The organism is Bacillus sp. SIMBA_154 (genome assembly GCF_046536015.1).
Lineage (GTDB): Bacteria > Bacillota > Bacilli > Bacillales > Bacillaceae > Bacillus > Bacillus pumilus_P.
Map to the genome: position 1 here is coordinate 24,932 of NZ_JAWJBV010000008.1, position 21,439 is coordinate 46,370.

Annotated in this window: 19 protein-coding genes; 9 read left to right on the forward strand and 10 right to left on the reverse strand. The window is 41.3% G+C overall.

Annotated elements, in window-relative coordinates; translation table 11 throughout:
• The first annotated feature begins 1 nt into the window (after position 1).
• The 4 genes from R0K30_RS12475 (at position 2) to R0K30_RS12490 (ending at position 5,777) form a co-directional block, all read left to right on the forward strand.
• Positions 2-844: a sugar ABC transporter permease gene (locus R0K30_RS12475; protein ID WP_249705672.1), complete on the forward strand. Its 843-nt coding sequence runs from the start codon at positions 2-4 to the stop codon at positions 842-844.
• Positions 845-855: 11 nt separating this feature from the next.
• Positions 856-2,064, forward strand: coding sequence for a glycoside hydrolase family 53 protein (locus R0K30_RS12480; RefSeq protein ID WP_099727246.1), 1,209 nt, complete (start codon positions 856-858; stop codon positions 2,062-2,064).
• Between the two features lie 23 nt (positions 2,065-2,087).
• The gene (locus R0K30_RS12485) at positions 2,088-4,154 is read left to right on the forward strand and encodes a beta-galactosidase (protein ID WP_410610982.1); all 2,067 of its coding nucleotides are present in this window, start codon (positions 2,088-2,090) and stop codon (positions 4,152-4,154) included.
• Between the two features lie 294 nt (positions 4,155-4,448).
• On the forward strand, positions 4,449-5,777 hold the full coding sequence (locus R0K30_RS12490; RefSeq protein WP_249705675.1) for a CitMHS family transporter: 1,329 nt from the start codon (positions 4,449-4,451) through the stop codon (positions 5,775-5,777).
• Positions 5,778-5,821: 44 nt separating this feature from the next.
• Here the strand turns inward: R0K30_RS12490 and R0K30_RS12495 are convergent, their stop codons facing one another.
• The 8 genes from R0K30_RS12495 to R0K30_RS12530 all read right to left on the reverse strand — a co-directional run bounded on the left by R0K30_RS12495 (position 5,822) and on the right by R0K30_RS12530 (position 13,425).
• Positions 5,822-6,250, reverse strand: a complete 429-nt coding sequence (locus tag R0K30_RS12495) for a DUF4064 domain-containing protein (RefSeq protein ID WP_249705676.1) — start codon at positions 6,248-6,250, stop codon at positions 5,822-5,824.
• A 25-nt stretch (positions 6,251-6,275) separates the two neighbouring features.
• The gene (locus R0K30_RS12500) at positions 6,276-7,226 is read right to left on the reverse strand and encodes an ABC transporter permease (protein ID WP_249705677.1); all 951 of its coding nucleotides are present in this window, start codon (positions 7,224-7,226) and stop codon (positions 6,276-6,278) included.
• The gene (locus R0K30_RS12505; RefSeq protein ID WP_410610986.1) at positions 7,223-8,152 is read right to left on the reverse strand and encodes an ABC transporter ATP-binding protein; all 930 of its coding nucleotides are present in this window, start codon (positions 8,150-8,152) and stop codon (positions 7,223-7,225) included. Before R0K30_RS12505 ends, R0K30_RS12500 begins: the two co-directional genes overlap by 4 nt.
• A gap of 279 nt (positions 8,153-8,431) precedes the next feature.
• Positions 8,432-8,953: a tubby C-terminal domain-like protein gene (locus R0K30_RS12510; RefSeq protein ID WP_410610988.1), complete on the reverse strand. Its 522-nt coding sequence runs from the start codon at positions 8,951-8,953 to the stop codon at positions 8,432-8,434.
• A 369-nt stretch (positions 8,954-9,322) separates the two neighbouring features.
• Positions 9,323-9,661 (reverse strand): zinc ribbon domain-containing protein YjdM, encoded by a 339-nt coding sequence (locus R0K30_RS12515; RefSeq protein ID WP_034323363.1) that lies wholly within the window; start codon positions 9,659-9,661, stop codon positions 9,323-9,325.
• A gap of 93 nt (positions 9,662-9,754) precedes the next feature.
• Positions 9,755-10,894: a glycerate kinase gene (locus tag R0K30_RS12520; protein ID WP_230031376.1), complete on the reverse strand. Its 1,140-nt coding sequence runs from the start codon at positions 10,892-10,894 to the stop codon at positions 9,755-9,757.
• Between the two features lie 29 nt (positions 10,895-10,923).
• Positions 10,924-12,195, reverse strand: coding sequence for a GntP family permease (locus tag R0K30_RS12525; protein ID WP_099727254.1), 1,272 nt, complete (start codon positions 12,193-12,195; stop codon positions 10,924-10,926).
• Between the two features lie 117 nt (positions 12,196-12,312).
• Complete coding sequence (locus R0K30_RS12530; RefSeq protein ID WP_249705681.1) at positions 12,313-13,425, reverse strand: CdaR family transcriptional regulator; 1,113 nt, start codon at positions 13,423-13,425, stop codon at positions 12,313-12,315.
• 161 nt (positions 13,426-13,586) lie between these two features.
• Between R0K30_RS12530 and R0K30_RS12535 the strand changes: the two genes are divergently transcribed.
• From R0K30_RS12535 to R0K30_RS12550, 4 genes are all read left to right on the forward strand, one after another.
• Entirely contained in the window at positions 13,587-14,237 is a 651-nt protein-coding gene (locus R0K30_RS12535; protein ID WP_230031379.1) for a TetR/AcrR family transcriptional regulator, read from the forward strand.
• A gap of 69 nt (positions 14,238-14,306) precedes the next feature.
• Positions 14,307-15,560, forward strand: coding sequence for an MFS transporter (locus R0K30_RS12540; RefSeq protein WP_410610993.1), 1,254 nt, complete (start codon positions 14,307-14,309; stop codon positions 15,558-15,560).
• On the forward strand, positions 15,557-17,884 hold the full coding sequence (locus R0K30_RS12545; protein WP_410610995.1) for an FtsX-like permease family protein: 2,328 nt from the start codon (positions 15,557-15,559) through the stop codon (positions 17,882-17,884). Before R0K30_RS12540 ends, R0K30_RS12545 begins: the two co-directional genes overlap by 4 nt.
• 13 nt (positions 17,885-17,897) lie before the next feature.
• The gene (locus R0K30_RS12550) at positions 17,898-18,659 is read left to right on the forward strand and encodes an ABC transporter ATP-binding protein (RefSeq protein ID WP_099727259.1); all 762 of its coding nucleotides are present in this window, start codon (positions 17,898-17,900) and stop codon (positions 18,657-18,659) included.
• A 32-nt stretch (positions 18,660-18,691) separates the two neighbouring features.
• Here R0K30_RS12550 and R0K30_RS12555 read toward each other — a convergent pair whose 3' ends face one another.
• The gene (locus R0K30_RS12555) at positions 18,692-18,904 is read right to left on the reverse strand and encodes a hypothetical protein (RefSeq protein ID WP_099727260.1); all 213 of its coding nucleotides are present in this window, start codon (positions 18,902-18,904) and stop codon (positions 18,692-18,694) included.
• Positions 18,905-19,290: 386 nt separating this feature from the next.
• Here R0K30_RS12555 and R0K30_RS12560 point away from each other — a divergent pair, with 386 nt between their 5' ends.
• On the forward strand, positions 19,291-20,469 hold the full coding sequence (locus R0K30_RS12560; protein ID WP_410610998.1) for a response regulator aspartate phosphatase: 1,179 nt from the start codon (positions 19,291-19,293) through the stop codon (positions 20,467-20,469).
• 99 nt (positions 20,470-20,568) lie between these two features.
• Here the strand turns inward: R0K30_RS12560 and R0K30_RS12565 are convergent, their stop codons facing one another.
• Positions 20,569-21,417, reverse strand: a complete 849-nt coding sequence (locus R0K30_RS12565; protein WP_249705685.1) for a PRD domain-containing protein — start codon at positions 21,415-21,417, stop codon at positions 20,569-20,571.
• Positions 21,418-21,439: the final 22 nt, after the last annotated feature.

Below are 21,439 nucleotides of genomic sequence, written 5' to 3' on the forward strand. Positions count from 1 at the left end.
TATGGGATCAAAACAACAAAAACTCATTCGCCTGACTATCACTTATTTTATCCTTTTCATTGCCTCCGCTTGTATTCTATATCCACTGCTTTGGACGATCGGTGCTTCCTTTAATCCTGGGAACAGCCTCATGAGCACAAGCATGTTTCCGAAGAACCCAACGTTCAGCCACTTCACCGAGCTGTTCTTTGGTCAAGGGGCACTTTATGCAAATTGGTATTGGAACTCAATGAAGATCAGCATCGCCACCATGATCTTAACGCTGATTCTTGTCAGCTTTACAGGCTATGCCTTTTCCAGATTCCGTTTCAAAGGACGGAAAAATGGGCTGATGCTCTTTTTGCTGCTGCAAATGATTCCCCAATTTTCAGCGCTGATTGCGATTTTTGTTCTGGCTCAAATGCTTGGACTGATTAACAGCCACCTTGCACTGATTTTGATTTATGCAGGCGGACAAATTCCGATGAATACGTATTTAATGAAAGGCTATCTTGATGCGATTCCGAAGGATCTCGATGAATCAGCCAGAATGGACGGTGCAGGGCATTTCCGGATTTTCATCCAAATTATTATGCCGCTCGCCAAGCCAATTTTAGCCGTTGTCGCCATCAACTCATTTACAGGACCACTGGGTGATTTCATCATCTCCAGTGTCATTGTCCGATCACCCGAAATGTATACGCTCCCAATCGGTCTGTACAATCTCGTTTCAGACAAAATGGGTGCCAGCTACACGACCTTTGCAGCCGGGGCTTTACTGATTGCAATTCCTGTCGCTTTATTGTTTCTTGTTTTACAAAAACAATTTGTATCCGGCCTCACACAAGGCGGGACAAAAGGATAAGGAGAGATTTGATGAAAAAATGGATGCTCGTCACTGTTGTCGTTTTCTTTCTCATGGGGTTAGGTATTCTGCCTGAAGCAAAAGCAGATACGGTTTCTGTTCAGCCGATTAATGGACTGCAAGGGGACTTCATCAAAGGGGCCGATATTTCGATGCTTGCAGAAGTCGAGAGAAGCGGCGGCAGATACTACGACCAGAACGGACAACAGGTTGATCCCCTTAAACTATTAAAGGACAAAGGCGTCAACTATGTGCGCATCAGACTGTGGAACCATCCATACGACAATCAAGGCCGTGCCTATAACGGCGGGACAAATGATTTAAACACAGCCATCGCTCTATCGAAACGAGCAAAAGCACAAAACATGAAAGTGCTGCTGGATTTTCACTACAGTGATTTCTGGACCGATCCTGGTAAACAGTTCAAACCGAAGGCTTGGGCGTCCCTCTCACAAAGCGATTTAGAAAAGGCTGTCGGCACTTACACAAGTGATGTGCTAAAAGCGATGAGGGCGCAAAATGCTCTGCCGAACATGGTACAGGTCGGGAATGAATTGAACTCAGGTATGCTGTGGCCAAACGGCAAAAGCTGGGGTGAAGGCGGCGGTGAATTTGACCGGCTCGCTGCTTTGCTAAAGGCTGGCACAAATGCTGTTCGCTCTGTCGATTCGAACATGAAAGTCATGCTTCATCTTGCACATGGAGGGGACAATGGCGCATCTCGCTGGTGGTTTGATGAAATCACAAAACGTGGAGTCACATTCGATACGATCGGTTTGTCTTATTATCCTTATTGGGATGGTGGATTCAGCGGCCTTTCCTCCAATATGAATGATATTAGTGCGCGCTATAACAAAGACGTCATTGTGGTGGAAACCGCCTATGGGTTTACAACAGCAAATGGTGACAACTTAGAAAACTCATTTAATCAAGACTCCGTCAAAACAGCTGGGTATCCAGCTTCACCGCAAGGGCAGGCATCTTTTATACGAGATGTATCAGAAAGAATTTCACAAGTGAAAAACAATCGCGGGAAAGGGTTCTTTTATTGGGAGCCGCTTTGGATTCCAGCGAAAGGCGCGCCGTGGTCTAGTCAATACGGGCTGGCTTATATCCAAACAACCGGTACGGTCGGAAATGCTTGGGAAAATCAAGCCATGTTTGATTTCAACGGAAAAGCACTGCCTTCTCTCGATGTATTTAAACAAATGACACCGTAATTAAAAGGATAGGACGTGACAAAATGGGAAAGCGTTACCCGCTCGTTCACCCAAATGTGAAAGGCTTTTTGCATGGTGGTGATTATAATCCAGATCAATGGCTCCATATGCCAGAGATCATTGACGAAGATTTTCGATTAATGAAGCTTGCACACTGTCAAACATTCTCCATCAACATTTTTTCATGGAGTAAGCTAGAGCCAGAAGAAGGTCAATATGACTTTGCATGGCTGGATGACATCATGGACCGCTTGACAGCGCAGGGGGCTCACGCCATTCTCGCAACGCCAAGCGGGGCAAGGCCTGCTTGGCTCTCACAAACATATCCAGAAGTATTACGCGTCGAAGCGAACCGCCAGCGTAACTTACACGGGCTTCGGCATAATCATTGCTTCACCTCACCGGTTTATCGAGAAAAAACAAATACACTCAACCGGTTGCTTGCTGAACGCTACAAGGATCATCCAGCACTGATCATGTGGCACATTTCGAATGAGTACGGCGGCGAATGCCATTGCGATCTTTGCCAGGAGGCATTCCGACATTACCTGAAAGACAAATACAACCATGACCTTGATGCATTGAATCAAGCATGGTGGACGGGATTTTGGAGCCACACCTATAGTGATTGGGCACAAATTGAGTCACCTGCACCGCATGGGGAGCACATGATTCACGGCATGAACCTAGATTGGAAGCGCTTTGTCACAGCTCAAACAATCAATTTTTATCAAAATGAGATTGAGCCGCTGCGAGAATTGACGCCTCATATCCCAGTGACCACCAACTTTATGGGCGACTATCCGCATATGCGTCCATTCCTTGGGCTCGATTATCATCAATTTGCAAAAGAAGTCGACGTGATCTCATGGGATAGTTACCCTGCATGGCATAGCGGCAGAGAAACAACTGCCGAATTAGCGTCAAACGTCGCCTTCGTTCACGATTTGTATCGTTCATTAAAGGACGGACAGCCGTTTCTCGTGATGGAAAGCACACCGAGCCTCGTGAACTGGCATGATGTGAATAAAGTCAAACATAAAGGAATGGCACACCTCTCTGCCATGCAGGCGATCGCCCACGGATCAGACTCCGTGCTGTATTTCCAGTGGAGACAAGGACGAGGCGCCTCTGAGAAATTCCACGGTGCAGTTGTTGACCATTCAGGGCATGAACATACGCGTGTGTTTCAAGAGGTGGCTGATCTAGGGAAACAACTAGAGCAGCTGCAGGCGATTGCGGGCACATCCGTTCAACCTGAGGTCGCGATCATATACGATTGGGAAAATCACTGGGCGATTGATGATGCTCAAGCCTTAAATAATGCAAACAAACGCTATGTGGAGGCTTGTCAAACTCACTATCGCAGCTTTTGGAAAAAGGGCATCCCTGTTGACATTGTCGGAATGGAAAAGGATTTCTCATCCTACCGGGTGCTGGTTGGGCCAATGCTCTACATGATCAAACCAGGTGTAGCAGAAAAGATTGAAGCCTTTGTCAAAGAGGGCGGCATTTTTGTCGCGACATACTGGAGCGGTATGGTTGACGAAAACGATCTCTGTTTCCTCGGCGGTTTCCCGGGCCCTCTCCGCCATGTACTTGGCATTTGGGCAGAAGAAATCAACACATTGATGCCAGATGAACACGTCTTAATGACCACAGGGAATGGACGCACCTACCATGTCGGCCAATATTGCGAATCCATTCATCCTGAAACGGCCTCTGTGTTAGGGCATTTTGAGAATGGCTGCTATGAAGGACAGCCAGCGCTTACTGTCCGTCCATTTGGAAATGGGAAAGCGTACTATATGGCTTCCGAAAATGAGCAGGCTTTTTATGATGAGTTTTACGAGGATCTCATTGCAGGCACTGGCATACAGCCTGTCCTATCTTCTGCGATGCCAGAGGGAGTCAGTGTACAAAAGAGAACAGATGGCACTCAGGACTTTGTGTTTATGATGAATTTTACAGAACAGCAGCAGGGCATCTCACTAGATTCAATGGAAGGCTATGAAAATATGCTGACTGGACAGCATGTGCCCGAACAGTTTCAACTTGATCCTTACGAATACATCATCTTGAAAAAATAGATTGAAAGATGCGTCCATTCATTGGACGCTTTTTGATTTTAATAATTCTAAATACCTATATATTTTTTTAATTGTAGATATGCACTCGAAGTGTTATTTTTTATCTAAATTTTTTGACATGTTTGACACAGCGCCCTGACTGGATTCGCCATCCTTTTTTGCCATTGTATAGGTATGAAAGCGGTTGCCTAACACTCATATTTTTGATACTCTTTTTTTCAATGCAGCTGTGGGACTGTATTGTGTTAAAAAGAGCAAATAAATGTCAACGGTTTATTGTAGGGGGAGGGGCTTATGTTAACGTTTGTTGGATTGTTGATTATTTTAACGATTGTTGTATTGCTGATTTGGGGGAAAGCAAGTCCAATTGTCGCCATGGTCATGGTACCTTTGATAGGGGCGCTCATTGCGGGATTTGGTATCAATGACATTCAAACCTTTTTTGAAGAAGGGATTATCAAAGTATTGCCAGTGGCGACCATGTTTATCTTCGCCATTTTATTTTTTGGCATTTTACAAGATACAGGGTTCTTTGAACCTGTAATTAAAGCTTTAATTAAGCTGACAAAAGGAAATGTTGTCACGGTTGCGATGGGAACTGCTTTGATTGGGGTCATCGCACACTTAGATGGAGCAGGAGCTACGACCTTTTTATTAACTGTACCTGCACTGCTTCCGCTTTATAAAAAATTACATATGAGTCCTTACTTACTGCTGTTATTAATCGGGACGAGTGCCGGCTTAACCAACATGGTGCCATGGGCTGGACCGACCGGACGAGCAGCAAGTGTCTTGAATATCGATCCATCAGAGCTATGGGTCCCGCTCATACCAATTCAGCTCATCGGAGTCGTTCTCGTGTTGGGGATGGCGTTCATCTTAGGGAAAAGAGAAGAGAAACGTATTAGGGTGAAAATTGCTGCAAACGAAGTAGCCGCTGTCCAACTAGAAGGCGCTGATTGGGACCAGGCTATTCAATCTATCAGCGAAACAGGCGACGCCTCTTTAAAACGTTATCACCTCATCTGGGTGAATTTCATCCTGTTTTTGGCTGTTGTTGTCCTTCTTGTGCTGAGTGTGATTCCAGCCAGTTATATGTTTATGATTGGACTTTCTCTTGCGCTGTTGATTAACTATCCGATTGTGAATGTACAAATGGAAAGAATCAAGGCTCATGCACCTAGTGCGCTGATGATGGCTGCTGTCATCTTCTCTGCAGGTTCATTTCTAGGAATACTAGAAGGGACGGGAATGCTCAAAGCAATAGCTGTTGACAGCGTTCAAATTCTACCTGCTTTCCTGCTTCCATTTTTACATATCATTGTGGGGATGTTTGGGGTACCGCTTGATATGCTGACAAGTACAGATGCCTATTATTATGCACTTCTGCCAATTGTCGAATCGATTACATCTGAGGTTGGCGTGTCAGGCACTTCAGCAGCATATGCCATGATGATTGGAAATATCATCGGAACCTTTGTCAGTCCACTTGCTCCTGCTGTTTGGCTTGCCATAGGTCTTGCAGGAGTCGACATGGGGAAACATATCCGCTATTCCTTCTTTTGGATGTGGGGATTCAGTATCGTTTTACTCATCGTCGCCAAGCTGATTGGCATCATATAAAAAAGAAAGACATGCGCATATGGGCGCATGTCTTTTTCTTTGATTTATGAAGGATATTCACTTGTGTGCACTTCTGTTTTCGGTTTTTTAATCAGTGACATCAACCCAACGATAAGCAACAAGATCATCGGAACGAAGGCAAGACCAACGGTTCCAATTAAAAGAGTCACAGCCGAAACCAAGAAAAGAATACCAGAAAGCACGGCACGTCGGTCTGTTTTCAAGACAATCACACCAACAAGTGTTAAGACAGCCGCAATTGCGGAAACAACCATAAACTGAACACCAAAGGCATGAACCGAAGCCTCAAGTGTTTCAACTGGCAATGCACTGCCTTCCTCTTTTAACACTTCATTCATTTCTTCATAAACTGCTGGATCTACAGAGAGCATCAACGCCCCAAAACCAACACCAATTACGTTGAGGACAATACTAATAATCCCCATAATTTTTTCACCTTTACGCTTAATCATTATAGAAACCTCCTAAAAAGTTAAATTAACCTGTTTTTACTTCTCGCTTTTGGAAGACGATTAAAGCAACCACCAAGAAGATGGCCCAATAAATGACTAGGACCGTTAATGAGAATCCTAGGGACATGTCTTCGATAAAAGTAGGTGTGTCTGCGAAATATTGTGCAGGATCGTTGGCAAACAATAAGTATTTCGCCCAATCAAAGAAGAACATCAAAATGCCTGTGATGGATGCTCCCACAATATAGGCTAATACACTAATCGCAATGGAAATGGCCTCGCTTCTAAACACCGTTGAGATGGCAAAAGAAAGTGTCCCTAATACAACAAACATAGCACAATGCGCCAAATAATAAGAGACCATATTTGCAAACTGAGACCGTTCAATGACTTCACCATTTTGATAAGCCAAATACACATAATCATTGTTTAGTCCAAAGAATATCGCACCTAAGATAAAGGATAAGATAAACAGGACAGCGATCAGGAAAAGTGAATATAGTTGAACGGTAAAGTATTTAGATAAAAGAACCTTCAACCTGGATGGCGGACGAATCAATAATAATTTAATTGTACCATGCTTATATTCAGCCGAGACAATTGTGGCTGCAATAATAATCACAAATACACCGACCAGCTGAAGCAAATCAGCATTGATCTTCACATAAGTCCATGCATTTTTACCGAATTGATCGGCTGGAGGCAAATCATGTTTGATTCGATACTCATTGATCGCTATATCATTTTCAAGGGATCTCTTATAAAATGCTAAATCATTCTCTTTCAATTCTTGCTTCTTTTCTTTATTGATCATTCGCAGCTCGGATTTCCAATCACTTGACGTTTGTTCATCGTCATTTGTCTTAACTGCAAAGATCAACGTCGCAATCATGCCTAACACAAGAAGCCCAACCATAATCCAAGTACCAACACGATAACTGATTTTCATCCACTCGTTTTGAATGAGGCGAATCATACGTCTGCCTCCTTTTTACCTGTTAAGCTTAAGAACTTATCTTCTAAGGTTTGTTTTTCTATTTTGATTTCGTACAAATGAATAGACGCACCGCTCAAATGACGAATCAATTCCGGCATTTTCTCTTCTAGGATGGAGAAGAATAAGTACTGCTCCTCTTCTCTAACCGTGATGCCTTCCTCGCATGCCTCAATGAGCTTTTGAGCTTCTTCTAGCTCACTTGATGCTACTTTCATTCGATAATTGACCAAATCATCCTGCTTCGTCTCCGCACGCTGATCCTCAATCGCAATCAGCTTTCCTTTTTGGATAATGGCGAAACGATCACACATCAATTCCATTTCTGACATGAGATGACTAGAAACGATGACAGCAAGACCTTCTTCCTTTGCCAGCCTTCTCAAGTAATCTCGTATCATTCGAATTCCCTCTGGATCTAGTCCATTGGTCGGCTCATCTAAGATTAGCAGTTTCGGTTTATGTATCAATGCCTGAGCAATACCCAAACGCTGCTTCATTCCTAATGAAAACGTACGGACACGCTTATGTTTCACATGCTGCAAACTAACTAGTTCTAGCAGTTCATCAATTCGACCTTCATCCACTTTTCCATTCATTCTGGCAAAATGAACAAGGTTTTGCCTTGCCGTTAAATGATTATACATTTCTGGATTTTCAATAATCGCACCGACATCTTGGATGGCATGCTGATATGAGGTTTGAATACTATGTCCATTAATCTGAATGTCACCAGATGTAATCGGAGAAAGACCGACCATCATGCGAATGGTTGTTGTTTTCCCCGCGCCATTCGGTCCTAAGAAGCCAAAGACTTCTCCCGCTTGGACAGAAAAGCTCAAGTCTTGAACAATCTTTTTCCCGCGAATATGCCTAGATACATTATGCAGTTCTAAAACGTTCGTCACGTTACCTCTCCTTCTTTGTCTAAGTATCATCTATCATCTATTTCCTGATAAACACCATGATCCGTCAAAAATAGAAGAACACTTCCATATGGTACAGCAATGCCCAAAAATTGTGAAGGGAATTAGCCAAAATTTAGAGAATCCTCTGCCTTTTTTAAGGTAGGGTTAAGGTAATGATTTAAGATGATCTAATTCTTTATTTTATTAATAGGTATCAATATAAAGACCATGATGTATAAAATTATGATGGCATTAAGGAATTCCTCTAAAGTAGTGTTTCTACTCTCTTAACATAAATATATAATAGAGGCACGCGATAAGATGGACAGTTAGGTCACCCTGTCGTTTTTCAATACTAACTGTTGCAGGAGGCATAATTTTATCGTATGTAATTACAGCTATAGTCTGCTCTGAGTCTTCCAATCTAACACGTCTATCTGCGAAATCTTTCTTTAGATAATACGTAGTATCATTTATTATTAAATTCATCGTTGGATTTGTTTTCATTTTAGTTCTATCTTCTAATAAAAACCTTCCTTTATCCTTACATTCTATAACCCAATTTGAACGATACATTGATTTGAGGGATATATTTTCTATAGCTTTTACAATAGTATTAGAATTCGAATCCATTACCTCTACATTCACAAAAAACTCATCAAATATGTGATCAATTACTCTCTCAACTTTATTTTTATAAAATCTTTTTATTAACCCAATTTCGACATCTTCTTTATTAGTAATAGGTATACATTTAGTCGTTTTTTTCATAACAGGTTTTTTAAAATATCCAAATTCCATTTTTATCACCCCATTTATAATTTAAAGCTTATTAGAAGTATAAGACCAAATAATGTTCCTAATAAAATACAAATGGAATTTTGCATTTTAGGTTTTGATTAAAAAACACCTTCGAATATCCTTTTGTATAGTCAATAATTAGCTTTAGAAACTTTATGAAAAAATATAAAACACCTAATTATTAAGGAATATGTTTCCTTTAACAATTTAGGTGTTTTTTGTTCAATAGCAACATCCATATATTTATTTCTAAGCAATTAAGAAAAGAAAATGAAGCAGACAAACCCTTACCGAAAAAATTTCTGTTGCTAGCTATTCATGGACAAGTTCTAATTACTGAAAAGAATGAGATCTTGCTCTTTTCTGTCGTTATACCTTTTTCACAAACTCTGACTTTAGCTTCATAGCGCCAAAGCTAGGAATTTTACAATCAATGTTATGATCGCCTTCAACTAAACGAATGCCTTTGACCTTCGTCCCTATTTTTAAAACCGAAGAAGAACCTTTCACTTTTAAATCTTTAATGACAGTGACTGTGTCGCCATCACTTAACAGATTCCCATTCGCATCTTTCACAACAAGCTGCTCCTCTGCCGCTTGTTCTTGTTCTAGTGACCATTCATGCGCACATTCAGGGCAGATAAGCAGACTGCCGTCCTCGTAAGTATAGGATGAACTGCACGAAGGACAATTCGGTAGATTAGACATTTGTATTTCCTCCAAATTTCTATTTCATTTATCACTATTTTACCACATTTCTATAGAAATGAACGTGATAGAAAAGGAAACATTTTTCAGCATTTACTTCTCTCTTCCAAATGTCATCACAGCTGCAATATTCCGCGCAGTTCTCTCTACGTGAAGAGCCGCATCATGCATCGCATCAGAAAGAGAGATGACACCTGGAACGATACTAAAAAGGGCATCAATTCCATGATCATGTACGACTGTACTGTCTTCTGAGAGTGATCCTGCAATGCCAATTACAGGGAGACCATACTGTTTGGCTGCTTTGGCTACACCGATCGGCGTTTTTCCATAGATGGTCTGCCGATCGATTCGGCCTTCCCCAGTAATGACGAGGTCTGCCTCCTCGATGACGTCATTAAAATGAACGGCCTTCAGTACAATATCGATTCCTGTTTGAAGATCAGCCTGTAAAAAGCCTAATAAACTCGCACCAAGTCCCCCTGCTGCTCCTGCACCGGCTGCATCAGCAATAGATACATTAAACTCCTTTTCTGCTACTTGTGCAAAATGAGCTAAGTTCTTGTCTAACACTTGAACCATTTCTTCATCTGCTCCCTTTTGAGGTCCGAATACGGCAGACGCCCCTCTCTCTCCCGTTAAAGGATTATCCACATCACAAGCTGCCTCCAGCCGGACGAATTGCAGTCTTGGATCAAGTCCAGATAGATCAATAGTAGCTAATTGATTCAGTGACCCGCCGCCCGGCATGAGGTCTTGTCCTGTTTTATCGAGAAAAGCTGCACCTAATCCTTGCATCATCCCAGCGCCGCCATCATTCGTTGCACTTCCGCCAAGCCCAATGATTACATGATTCGCTCCCTTATCCAGTGCCGCAAGCATTAATTCTCCTGTTCCTCTCGACGTCGTGAATAACGGATTCCGCTTTTCTGGCGGGACCAGATGTAACCCAGAGGCTGCGGCCATCTCTATGACAGCGGTCTGACCATCCCCCAACATGCCAAAAAAGGCATCCACAGGTTCGCCAAGCGGACCCGTAACCACTTGATTGACAATGTGCCCACCTGTCGCATCAACCAATGATTGAACCGTACCCTCTCCTCCATCTGCCATTGGAAGTTTGAGATATTCTGCGGTTGGCAAAATAGAACGAAACCCTCGCTCAATGGCACAGGCCGTCTCATAAGCAGATAAACTTTCTTTAAATGAATCTGGTGCGATCACAATTTTCATCCAAAAACCCCTCGTTTCTCATCATGTCCTCAGCCGAACAGCTGGAAAATGCCAAAGATAATGGTCGATACAACGGTTAAAGTCAAACCAATTAACGATTCAAAAGGCATTAATTTCAACCGTTCTTTGATGTCCATTTGCACACTTCCTGCTGTTGCATGGAAAAAGCTCCCGTGCGGCATATGATCAAGCACCGTTGCTCCAGCATGAATCATGGCTGCGCCTGAAAGAGCAGATACGCCAAGCCCAATCAGTGTGCCGCTAAATACGCCACTGGCGACCGCCGTTCCTGCTGTTGTCGAAGCGGTTGCTGCTGACATAAAAATACCTGACGTTGGTGCAAGCAAATAAGGAGGCAGTCCCGATGCATCAAGTGCTTGAATAAACACATCTTTTAAGGAAGAATTCGATACGATTCCTGCTAGTGTACCTGTCCCTAATAACATAATCGCTACGCCCGACATTTTATGAAGTCCCGACATCGCATAATCATTGATATACTTTCCTTTTTTCATCAAAACAGCGCCTACAATGCCTCCAATCGGTAAGGCAACCATTGGATCTATATTGATTTGAAATAGCGGCCTTAGAGTCAACAATAAAATGGTAACAAGCGGACCAGCCAATGCTTGAAAAAAAGCAGGCACTTGAACCTTGCTTTGGTCAGCTTCCTCTTCAAGAACGGGTGTCCCTTTATTTCCGAGCTTTTTGGCTAACACGTACGTGACAGCTAATCCAAACACAGCCGGAATAACACCTGCCGCCATCATGGAAGTAAGAGGTACACCAAATGCGTCAGAGGCTGCAATCGCATTCGGGTTCGGCGACATGATATTTCCTGCCTTCCCGCCCCCAATCATGGCAAGTAAAATCCCCATTTTTGAAAGCTTTGCCCGTTTGGCAATGGCAAGTGCAATTGGTGCTACCGTGATGACTGCTACATCTACAAAAACGCCCACCGTTGTTAAAATCATCGTTGCAAGTGCGAGTGCTAAAAGGGCCCTCGCCTCTCCTAGCTTTTTCACGATGGCCTCAGCGATAGATAACGCTGCACCTGACTCAATCAAAACGCCAGCCAGTACACCTGCGGCCATAATTCTAAGGACAGCCGGAATCATGTCCTTAGCTCCGTCCATCATGACGTTGACGGTCTGAACAATATCTACACCGCCAACCAAACCGCCTATGAATGCACCTGCCAGCATGCCATATGCAGGTGATACTTTTTTTAGAATGAGAACAATAGCGATCACAAGCGCCATCATGGCACCCAGTGTACTTACCGTTACATCTTCACTCATTCTCAATCCCCCCAAATTGTCTTTTCTTAATTGTAAGCGTTTACTCATCGGGATCGAGTTGTGAATCTATATGATCTTTTTTTATTTATCACTTCATTCAATTGTGCAAATGCACAATCAAGGTAGTTGACTCATCAACTGCGCCATATAGAGCTCCATCAACTGTTTCACATGACGAGGGTCTTTCCCGGTTATTGCTTGAATTTTATCTAAACGATATCGCAGTGTATTGCGATGAATAAATAAGCGATCCACGCTTTTTTGCAAATCGCCTCCCTCTTCAATGTATACCTTTAACGTATGGACGAGCTCCGTTTCTTGTGCAAGTGGCTTGTAAAAATCAGTCCATCTATTTTCCTCTTCAGCGGTTCCTGCTCTTATAAATAAGCTTTCCAGCTGATAAGATTCAAAGAAAAATATACTTTCACCTGGATCAAGAACCTTCCCCAACCGCAGAGCATCTCTCGCCTGCTGAAAAGACAATGGTAATTGACTCATGTCCTCAGCGACAGTCCCTACACCTACAAGCACTTGCCTATCTACTGCTCTCACCATCGTTCTCTGCAGCTGCCCGGTCACGTGCTTCAGACTATGTTCATGAATCGGCTGCCTTAAAAGAATCAATTCATGAAGGAAGGTCATGCCTAGTAAATCGGCCGCATTTTTATCGTATTGAATCGCATGCATCATTTTGTGCACAGTGTCCTCGGAGGATGGAACTGGCTGAAAAATAATCGCCATTCGCCGCTTATCTAAATCCATCCCCAGCCAGGCCGCTCGATTCTTTAGCTGATGATCACCCACGTCAGAATCAGAAATCAACTGATTGACAATTTCACTTTCTATTCGCTGCCGCCACTGAACTCGTTCAAGCAGAAAAGATTGTTCTAACACCAGCTCAGCTGCCATTTTCACCAGCTCTGCATGATGCCGAATGTCCTCTGGCTCACCAGTAATCCCAATCACACCAACTACTTGTTCACGAAAGCATATAGGCAAATTGATTCCCGGCATCGCTCCCTTTAAACGGAAGGATTTCTCCTGGTCAATTTCCACACTGTTCCCGCTCGTCAGCACAAGTCGTGCACCATCATGTTTCTGTCCAATCCTTTTTCGTTCACCAGAACCAATAATCACACCATCTGCATTCATCACATTGATGTTTTTATGTAAAATATGCATCGTACGTTCAACCATTTCTTGAGCCAATTCACTGGTTAAAAATTGCATGCAGCATCTCTCCTGAAGGTATTTTCATTCAATGTATCATAGTGTTATTGCACAATAAATGCAAAGTTCTCAAAAAACAGCCGTTGACAAAGGTACGTTGAAAAGTGTTTAATCAAAACAAGGGACCGACCGACAGTCTAGTCAAAAGAAAGGATGGCTTTATGAGAACCGTTAAACATCCTGAAGAACGCAAAAATGACATCTTAAACGCAGCAGAGGTGCTTTTCTCAACCAAAGGCTATCAGCAAACAACGATTATTGACATATTAAAAGCCGTTGGCATTGCAAAAGGCACATTCTATTATCACTTTACATCCAAAGAAGAAGTGATGGATGCTATTATTGATAGAATCATCAAAGCAGATATCATCGTGGCAAAGCGTATTGCGGCTGACCCAGACCTGCCAGTCGTCGATAAACTATTTCATATCATCATGGCGCAATCACCTAAGCAAGGAAGCAATAAACAGGGCATGATCGAACAATTTCATCAACCTTCTAATGCAGAAATGCATCAAAAAAGCTTGATCAAAGCCATTAAAGAACTTTCACCTGTTTTGGCAGATGTCATTCAGCAAGGTGTAGAGAAAGGGACATTTCAAACGAAGTATCCGCAAGAGACGGTTGAATTTCTCCTTGCTTCTGCACAGGTCATATTTGATGAAGGCCTTTTCCAATGGACTGCCGAAGAAAGTATACACAGAGCTCTAGCTTTTATCGATCTCCTCGAATCTTCTTTACATGCAGAAAAGGGAAGCTTCTCCTTCCTTCTCAAGCGATTAACTGGAGAGGGAGATGAAAATAATCAGTGATTGGTCACTTTAATACCAATCCTGCATACTTTATAGACTGACGGTCGGTCTAAAAGGAGAGTGATATTCATGTTTTTGTTATCCAAAAGAGGCCCCACCCACTTTATGTACCTTGTTCTCGGACAGATTATTTCCGTTTTCGGGTCTTCATTAATTCGGTTTGTTTTATCTTTACACGTGCTGGATATGACACAGCGTGTTGACTTATATGCCTTACTTTTCGCTTTATCCAATGTCCCGCTCCTCCTTTCCCCATTAGCAGGGGCAATCGCTGATCGGTTTAACAGAAGGAACTTAATGATTTTATTTGATGTCCTCACTGGCATCATGATTCTGGCCTTTTATTTCTGGTTATTTTCAGGAAATGATTCACTCTATATGATCGGAGCCGTTATGATACTGCTTGGCGTGATGAGTACGTTTTACGCTCCTGCTGTGATGTCCAGCATTCCACAGCTAGTGAAAGAAGAACAATTAGAACAAGCAAACGGCATCGTAAATGGTGTGCAGGCTCTTTCAGGTGTTCTCGCTCCTATTATCGGCGGAATTCTGTACGGACTTATTGGGAGTCAATCCATCATAGGCGCTAGTGCCATCATATTTTTTCTATCCGCATGCATGCTTTTACGGTTAAATATTTCCTTCTCACCTAGCCTGCTAACGGAGTCCATGAGTAAAGTGCTCGTGAAAGATATGAAGCAGGGATTTTCCTATATAGGCAATCAGCCATTTTTAAAAAGAGCCATGTTGCTTGCAGCGATGTTAAATTTCATCCTCACACCTTTTTTTATCGTGGGTGGTCCAATCATTTTAAGGGTCATAATGAAAAGCAGTGACATCATGTATGGGATTGGAATGGGCTTGATTGAGTTTGCTGTCATCGCAGGGGCACTGCTAGTTGGACTCGTAGCAAAGCATTGGCGCATTCCTACTTTATATCGCTGGCTGCTCGTCATCGCCATCATTTTACTGCCTGTGGCTTTTTCAACAACAAAAATGGCCCTTCAATTTGGCACATATCCAGCCTATTTTCTCTTTTTAGCAGGATGTCTCCCAATTGCTATGCTGCTCACAATGATTTCAATCGTTGTGATCTCACATGTTCAAAAGAAAACACCCAATGCCCAATTAGGGAAAGTGATGGCCAATCTGACAATGGTTTCTCAATGTGCTGCTCCGCTTGGTCAAATGATGTATGGGTTCTTGTTCAACATCTTTTCTACCAACATGTATGTGACCGTGCTAATAGTCAGTATCTTCATGTTTGCACTAGCCTTCTTAACAAAAAATATGCTTCACCATGAAGGAGAATCAGCCTCATGAGATTGACGTTTATAAAGAAAGACTTAACCCGCCACCGACTCATTTCAATCGGCTTAACCATTTGCATCATGATGACATCATTTTTAGCAACAAGCGCCGCTCAAATGACAGCTCAGCTGAATGGTTCCATTTCTAACCTACTCCATTCAGCCAAAGCACCAGACTTTGTCCAAATGCATGACGGCACCATAGATGAAAAAGACATTCAAACATTTTCAAGCAAGCAGCCCATGGTAAAAGCACATCAAATTGTCCCAATGATTGCAATTGAACATGACAGCATCAAGTTCGGAAATGAACCTGCCAAAGCAGGTGTGATGGATCATTTATTTGTGAAACAAAATCGTTTTTTTGATTTTCTTTTAAACGAGCGAAATGAAAAACTAACTGTAAACAAAGGTGAAGTGGCTGTCCCCATCTATTTTCAACAAAAGTATCATCTCAAGATAGGGGAAACCTTAAAGATTGAAAAAGGGTCTAATCATTTCTCTTTTCAAATCAAAGCGTTCTTACGAGATGCGCAAATGAACCCCAGCCTTGTCAGTTCAAAAAGATTCCTCCTTCATGACGAGGATTGGGACGCACTGAATCACGAGTTTCCAAAAAAGGAGTACTTGATCGAATTTTTACTGCATGATGCCAAGCAAGCAGATGCTTTTCAATCAATTTATCAATCATCAAAGCTACCACAACAGGGACCAGCTGTTACATTACCCTTACTACGTATGCTGAATGCATTGACAGATGGAATGGTGATTGCCATTCTCCTGCTTGTGTGCATGCTGCTCATTAGTATAGCCCTTCTCTCTCTCCATCTTGCTATGACAGCTGCTATAGAAGAGGATGAACGTGAAATTGGAATACTGAAGGTGCTGGGGATTCCTTTATCAAAAATTAAGCAATTATACGTTGGGAAGTATGCTGTGCTTGCCTGTGCAGGGTGTATAGCAGGATATTTGTTAACGCTTATGTTTGGTGATATGTTTACGGCCAATATTCAGCAATATATGGGGAATGACTCTTCTTTTGCTCAATGGCTGATCCCGCTTTTCGTTTCTATTTTGACGGCAATGATCGTCATCTCATGTAGCTATGCTGTCCTAAGAAAGTTTGGTCAAGTATCGGCAGCTCAAGCGCTTCAAGGTGGTGTCACTTCACCAAATCACAAAAAACAAATTCCCATGCACCTCAAGAGAAACAGGTTCCTCCCAGTCAATATATGGTTTGGTTTAAAAGATCTGTTCTCGCGAATGAAGTTGTATACAACGATTACCTGCATTATCTCACTTTGTACATTTTTGATGCTGATGCCTATTCAGCTATGGCACACTTTACAATCACCAGATTTCATCACATATCTTGGCTCTGGCAAAAGTGACCTTCGAATCGACATTCGGCAAGGAAATGATGTAGAGAAAAGTACAAATAAAATCGAGCCTAAGATTCGCGAAGATCTAGACATTCAAACATCTGCCGTATATGAAACAACTTCTCTCCAATCTAAAGCAAAGGATAATACATTAGAAACGCTCTATTTAGAAACAGGTGATCTCTCAGCATTCCCTCTCACCTATTTAAAAGGACGAGAACCTTTCAAGGATGGAGATATCGCCTTATCAGTGCTAAGTGCAGACTCACTTCAGAAAAAGGTAGGAGAAAAAATCACTCTCGTAACAAATGGGCATGAAATTCAAAGATTGGTGACTGGCATTTACCAGGATGTCACCAACGGAGGAAAAACAGCAAAAGCATTATCACAACCTTTTCCTCAATCACCTCTTTGGAAAACCATTCAAATTCAACTGAAACAAGGAATAGATATTGCAGAAAAAAAGGCAGCATTAGAAACAAGTATGTCTCCTGCAAAAGTGACAGCTATGAAAGAATACGTTCATCAAACCATCGGCAGCACAGCATCTTTAGTAAAGGTGGTTGCATTTTTCTCTACAATAGCTGCTTTTGGAACCGCCAGTCTGATGCTATTAATGTTTCTGCACATGTTAAAGGCGAAAGATTCAAGTCGTAACCATATGTTAAGAATGATTGGATTTTCTATAAAAGATTTAACGGGACAATACTTAACAAGTTTTATCGTGGTTCTCTCTTTTGGCGCCTTTATTGGAACAATCGCTGTCAATACCATTGGTTCTGCTTTAATGAGTGTAGGTGGAGCATCCTTAGGGGCATCAAGCCTTCAGTGGTTGGCACCACAATGGGTGTCAGTCGTGTACCCACTCTCACTGTTTATCGTCAGCTTAGCTTTAACCTCTTGGTTATTGAAGACGTTTTTTTCTAGCAAAACCACCCAACATACACTTTCATAAGGAGATGTTTCACATGGAACACTTAATAGAAACAGAGCGATTGTCTTTGCAAATTGATTCATTAAAAGGGCAAAAGCAAACTATTCTTAAAAATATTCATTTATCGATTAAGTCCGGAGAGTTCGTGACCATTATGGGACCTTCCGGCTGCGGGAAAACCTCTTTGCTTTATCAGCTTAGCGGTATAGAAACAGCCTCAGCGGGAGAGATCAAATATAAAGACCAATTACTATCAAAAATGACAGACAAACAGTTAACGGCTCTGCGCTTAACAGAGATGGGGTTCGTCTTTCAACACAGCCACTTACTAAAGAATCTCAATTTATTTGATAACATTATCGCTGCAGCTTATTTAGCGAAAAAAAAGCCGAGAAAAGAAGTAAATGAACGAGCTAAATATTTAATGGAGAAACTTGATATTGATCATTTAGCAGATAGATATTTGTCAGAAGTATCTGGTGGACAGCTCCAAAGAGCCTCTATCTGTCGGGCTCTTATGAATGAACCAGACATTCTTTTTGCCGATGAGCCAACAGGTGCCCTTAATTCAAGTACCACAAAGGAAGTCATGAATATTTTTTCAAAAATTCACTCTGAAGGAACAACTCTACTTCTCGTCACACATGATCCGAAAGTTGCTCTCCGCTCTGAAAGAATGATGTTTATGAATGATGGAGAAATTGTATCCAGTTTATATTTAGGGAAATACGAACGCTTAACTGCTGAGAAACGAGAAATTAGGTTAAATAATTGGTTGCAAGATTTAGGGTTTTAACGGGGGTATAAACAGGCAGAGAGCTGCCTGTTTTACTTTTTCTGACACTCAAACGAATAATCCATAGACAAGTAATTAGTTTCTAATATGATTTTGCCATCTGCTTGTTGACATGACTCTGTCAGCAGTTCAATTTCTTTGCTATAAAAGTATCTCTTTGACATGTAAAGAGTCACTAGAACGAGTAAAAGTGTCGTGATCATTAGTGTGATTTTCCAGTTTAAGATTTGAGATCTTTTTTTCAATTCAACATCCTTTCTAAAATACGAGAGTTTTTATAATTTGTACTTATATTCACCTTTGTCCACTTCAGTCAGTTTCTTTTCCATCATGATCTAGCAACATCATAACTGATTTTCCCTGCTAGATCGACCCTTCATTCTTCCTCTTCCTTACCTAAAACATAAAGATAAAACTGATTGTATTTATCACTTTTTTAGACTTCCAAAAAAAGTTTTTATCCATTTGTACAAACAATCATTCACCGTTACAATATCGTACATCACATGACCTAAGGTCCTTTTTATTACCTCTTGTCAATCACCTCGCAGAAACGATTATATTTTACCAAAAATTGTGATATCGTTTTTTAGTGAAACAGGTGAAAGGATCTTAAAGAGGTGAAATTTTGATGACTATCATTTCAGCTGAACAGGTGGGGAACCGTTTAAATGATTGGCGAATTGCGATTCGTAAGCATGATATACAGAGTGCAAAGGCAATGTACACAGAATTACAGGAATTACTTCAAGAAATGGAAGAGAATCAGGAGGTCTTGACTTATTATTCATTGCTAGAAGGCAAGTATAAACTCATGTTATATGAACGAAGAGGTAAAAAACTGAATGAACAGACAGAGCTGGATTGCCCCTCTAAAACAAACGACTTAATTGAATACTATTTTTACCTTTACAAAGCCCTTTACGCTTCATATAAAAGAGACTATGCATCAGCGATTGGACTATTTAAAATTGCCGAGAAAAAACTACAAAACATTCCTGATGAAATAGAAGTAGCAGAATTCCATACAAAGATCGCAAACTTATATATGCTGCTTCGTCAAAGCCTGATTTCACTTCACTATATTCAGAATGCCATTGATATTTTTAAAAGTCATGAAGGCTATGAAAGAAGACTGGCGGCAGCCATTGTGATCGCCGCTGCTAATTTTATGGATATTGGTGACTTCATAAGAGCAGAAAGCTACTACAAAAAAGCATTACACATCGCAAACAGTCTAAACGATCATTTTCTAACATCACAGCTGTATCATAATATCAGCATTCTGTATGCTGAAACTGAAGAATCAAAAAAATGTATCGATGCACTAGAACAGGCTCTTAGTGATGATGACTATCTTTCATCGTGTTATTTCCATCACTCCATGTTTATGTTAATAAAAGAGCTGCTCTCCATCGATGAAAGAACACAAGCACTCTATTATTTCGAATTGGTCAAACAAAAACATGCAACGGAGAAAAGCCCCATCTATACAGCAAAAATGAATTTGCTCCACCATTTATATTTCACTGAGGATATGGTCAAAAAAGCTCAAGCCTGTTTCGATGAAATCAGCATTTTGAAAGAATTAAAGGATGCGGAGGGTGCCCGTGAATTAAGTGCACTGGCTGCCAGACACTTTGAAGAGCTGGGGGCAATTCATCAAGCCTATCTCTTTTTAAAGGACGCCTATCACATGGAACACACTACACTTGACTGGAGGAATTCAAATGAAAAAAATGAGTTTACTGATTTTCACTTTAGCCATCGTTGTTTTCGGACAAACAGTGTCTTTCAATTCCTTAAATGAAACGAATCCTGGTACAACAGAACGACCTATCGGAACATAATTTAAAACGGGACAATACAAAGAACCACTCGCCTTATTACAAGGCAAGTGGTTCCACATTTATTTTAATTCTTGATAAGAAATGAGGCGGTGGATATGTACCGCAAGATAAGTAAGTTCATCATTAGGAATGACGATACTATGCACCTGTTTAATATAATCTTTGATTTTGAAGGCAACATCCATCGCTTGAGGATACAAGTGAGCAATTTGTTCAAACAACTCATTTTCTTGATCTGATAATAATTTATTTGCATAAAATCTTTCTACAAAGAATTTCACATGGGTAATGAACCGGCTGTAATGAATATTCTCTTGATCCATTTTCATATTTAACGTATATCGCACGAGATTGACAATACTCCCGATCATCTTTGCATATTTCATGCCATCTTTCGAATCGGATTCTTCACCTAGTGCATTGATTAAATGAAAGGCGATATTGGCCGCTTCTTCCTTTGGTAATTGTATGCCTAATGTCTCATTAACCAACTCAAGCGCATAATTACCTACTTCAAATTCTTCAGTATAATAGTTTTTGATTTCCCAGTACACGCGATTTGTGATATTAATATTCTTTTTGTGTCGTTCTACTGCAAAATTCAAATGGTCCATTAAGGTGAAATAGACACCTGAATTTAGGTTTGTGTTCAAGCGCTTTTCTGCGTATTGAACGATGTGCTGAGTTAAATCTATGAACTCTTGAGGCATTGAATCTAACAGTTGAAGAAATTCTTTTGCCCTCATATTATCAACTGACATAAATACTTGGTCTGCCTTCTTCTCTTCTATCATTTGACCCGGCTTCTGACCATAGCCGATCCCTCGGCCGAATAAAACCATCTCCTGTTGGTTCTGATCTTCAGCCAGGACCACACTCGAGTTTAAAACTTTTTTGATTTTAAACATCGTCATCACCTGTTTTCATGAT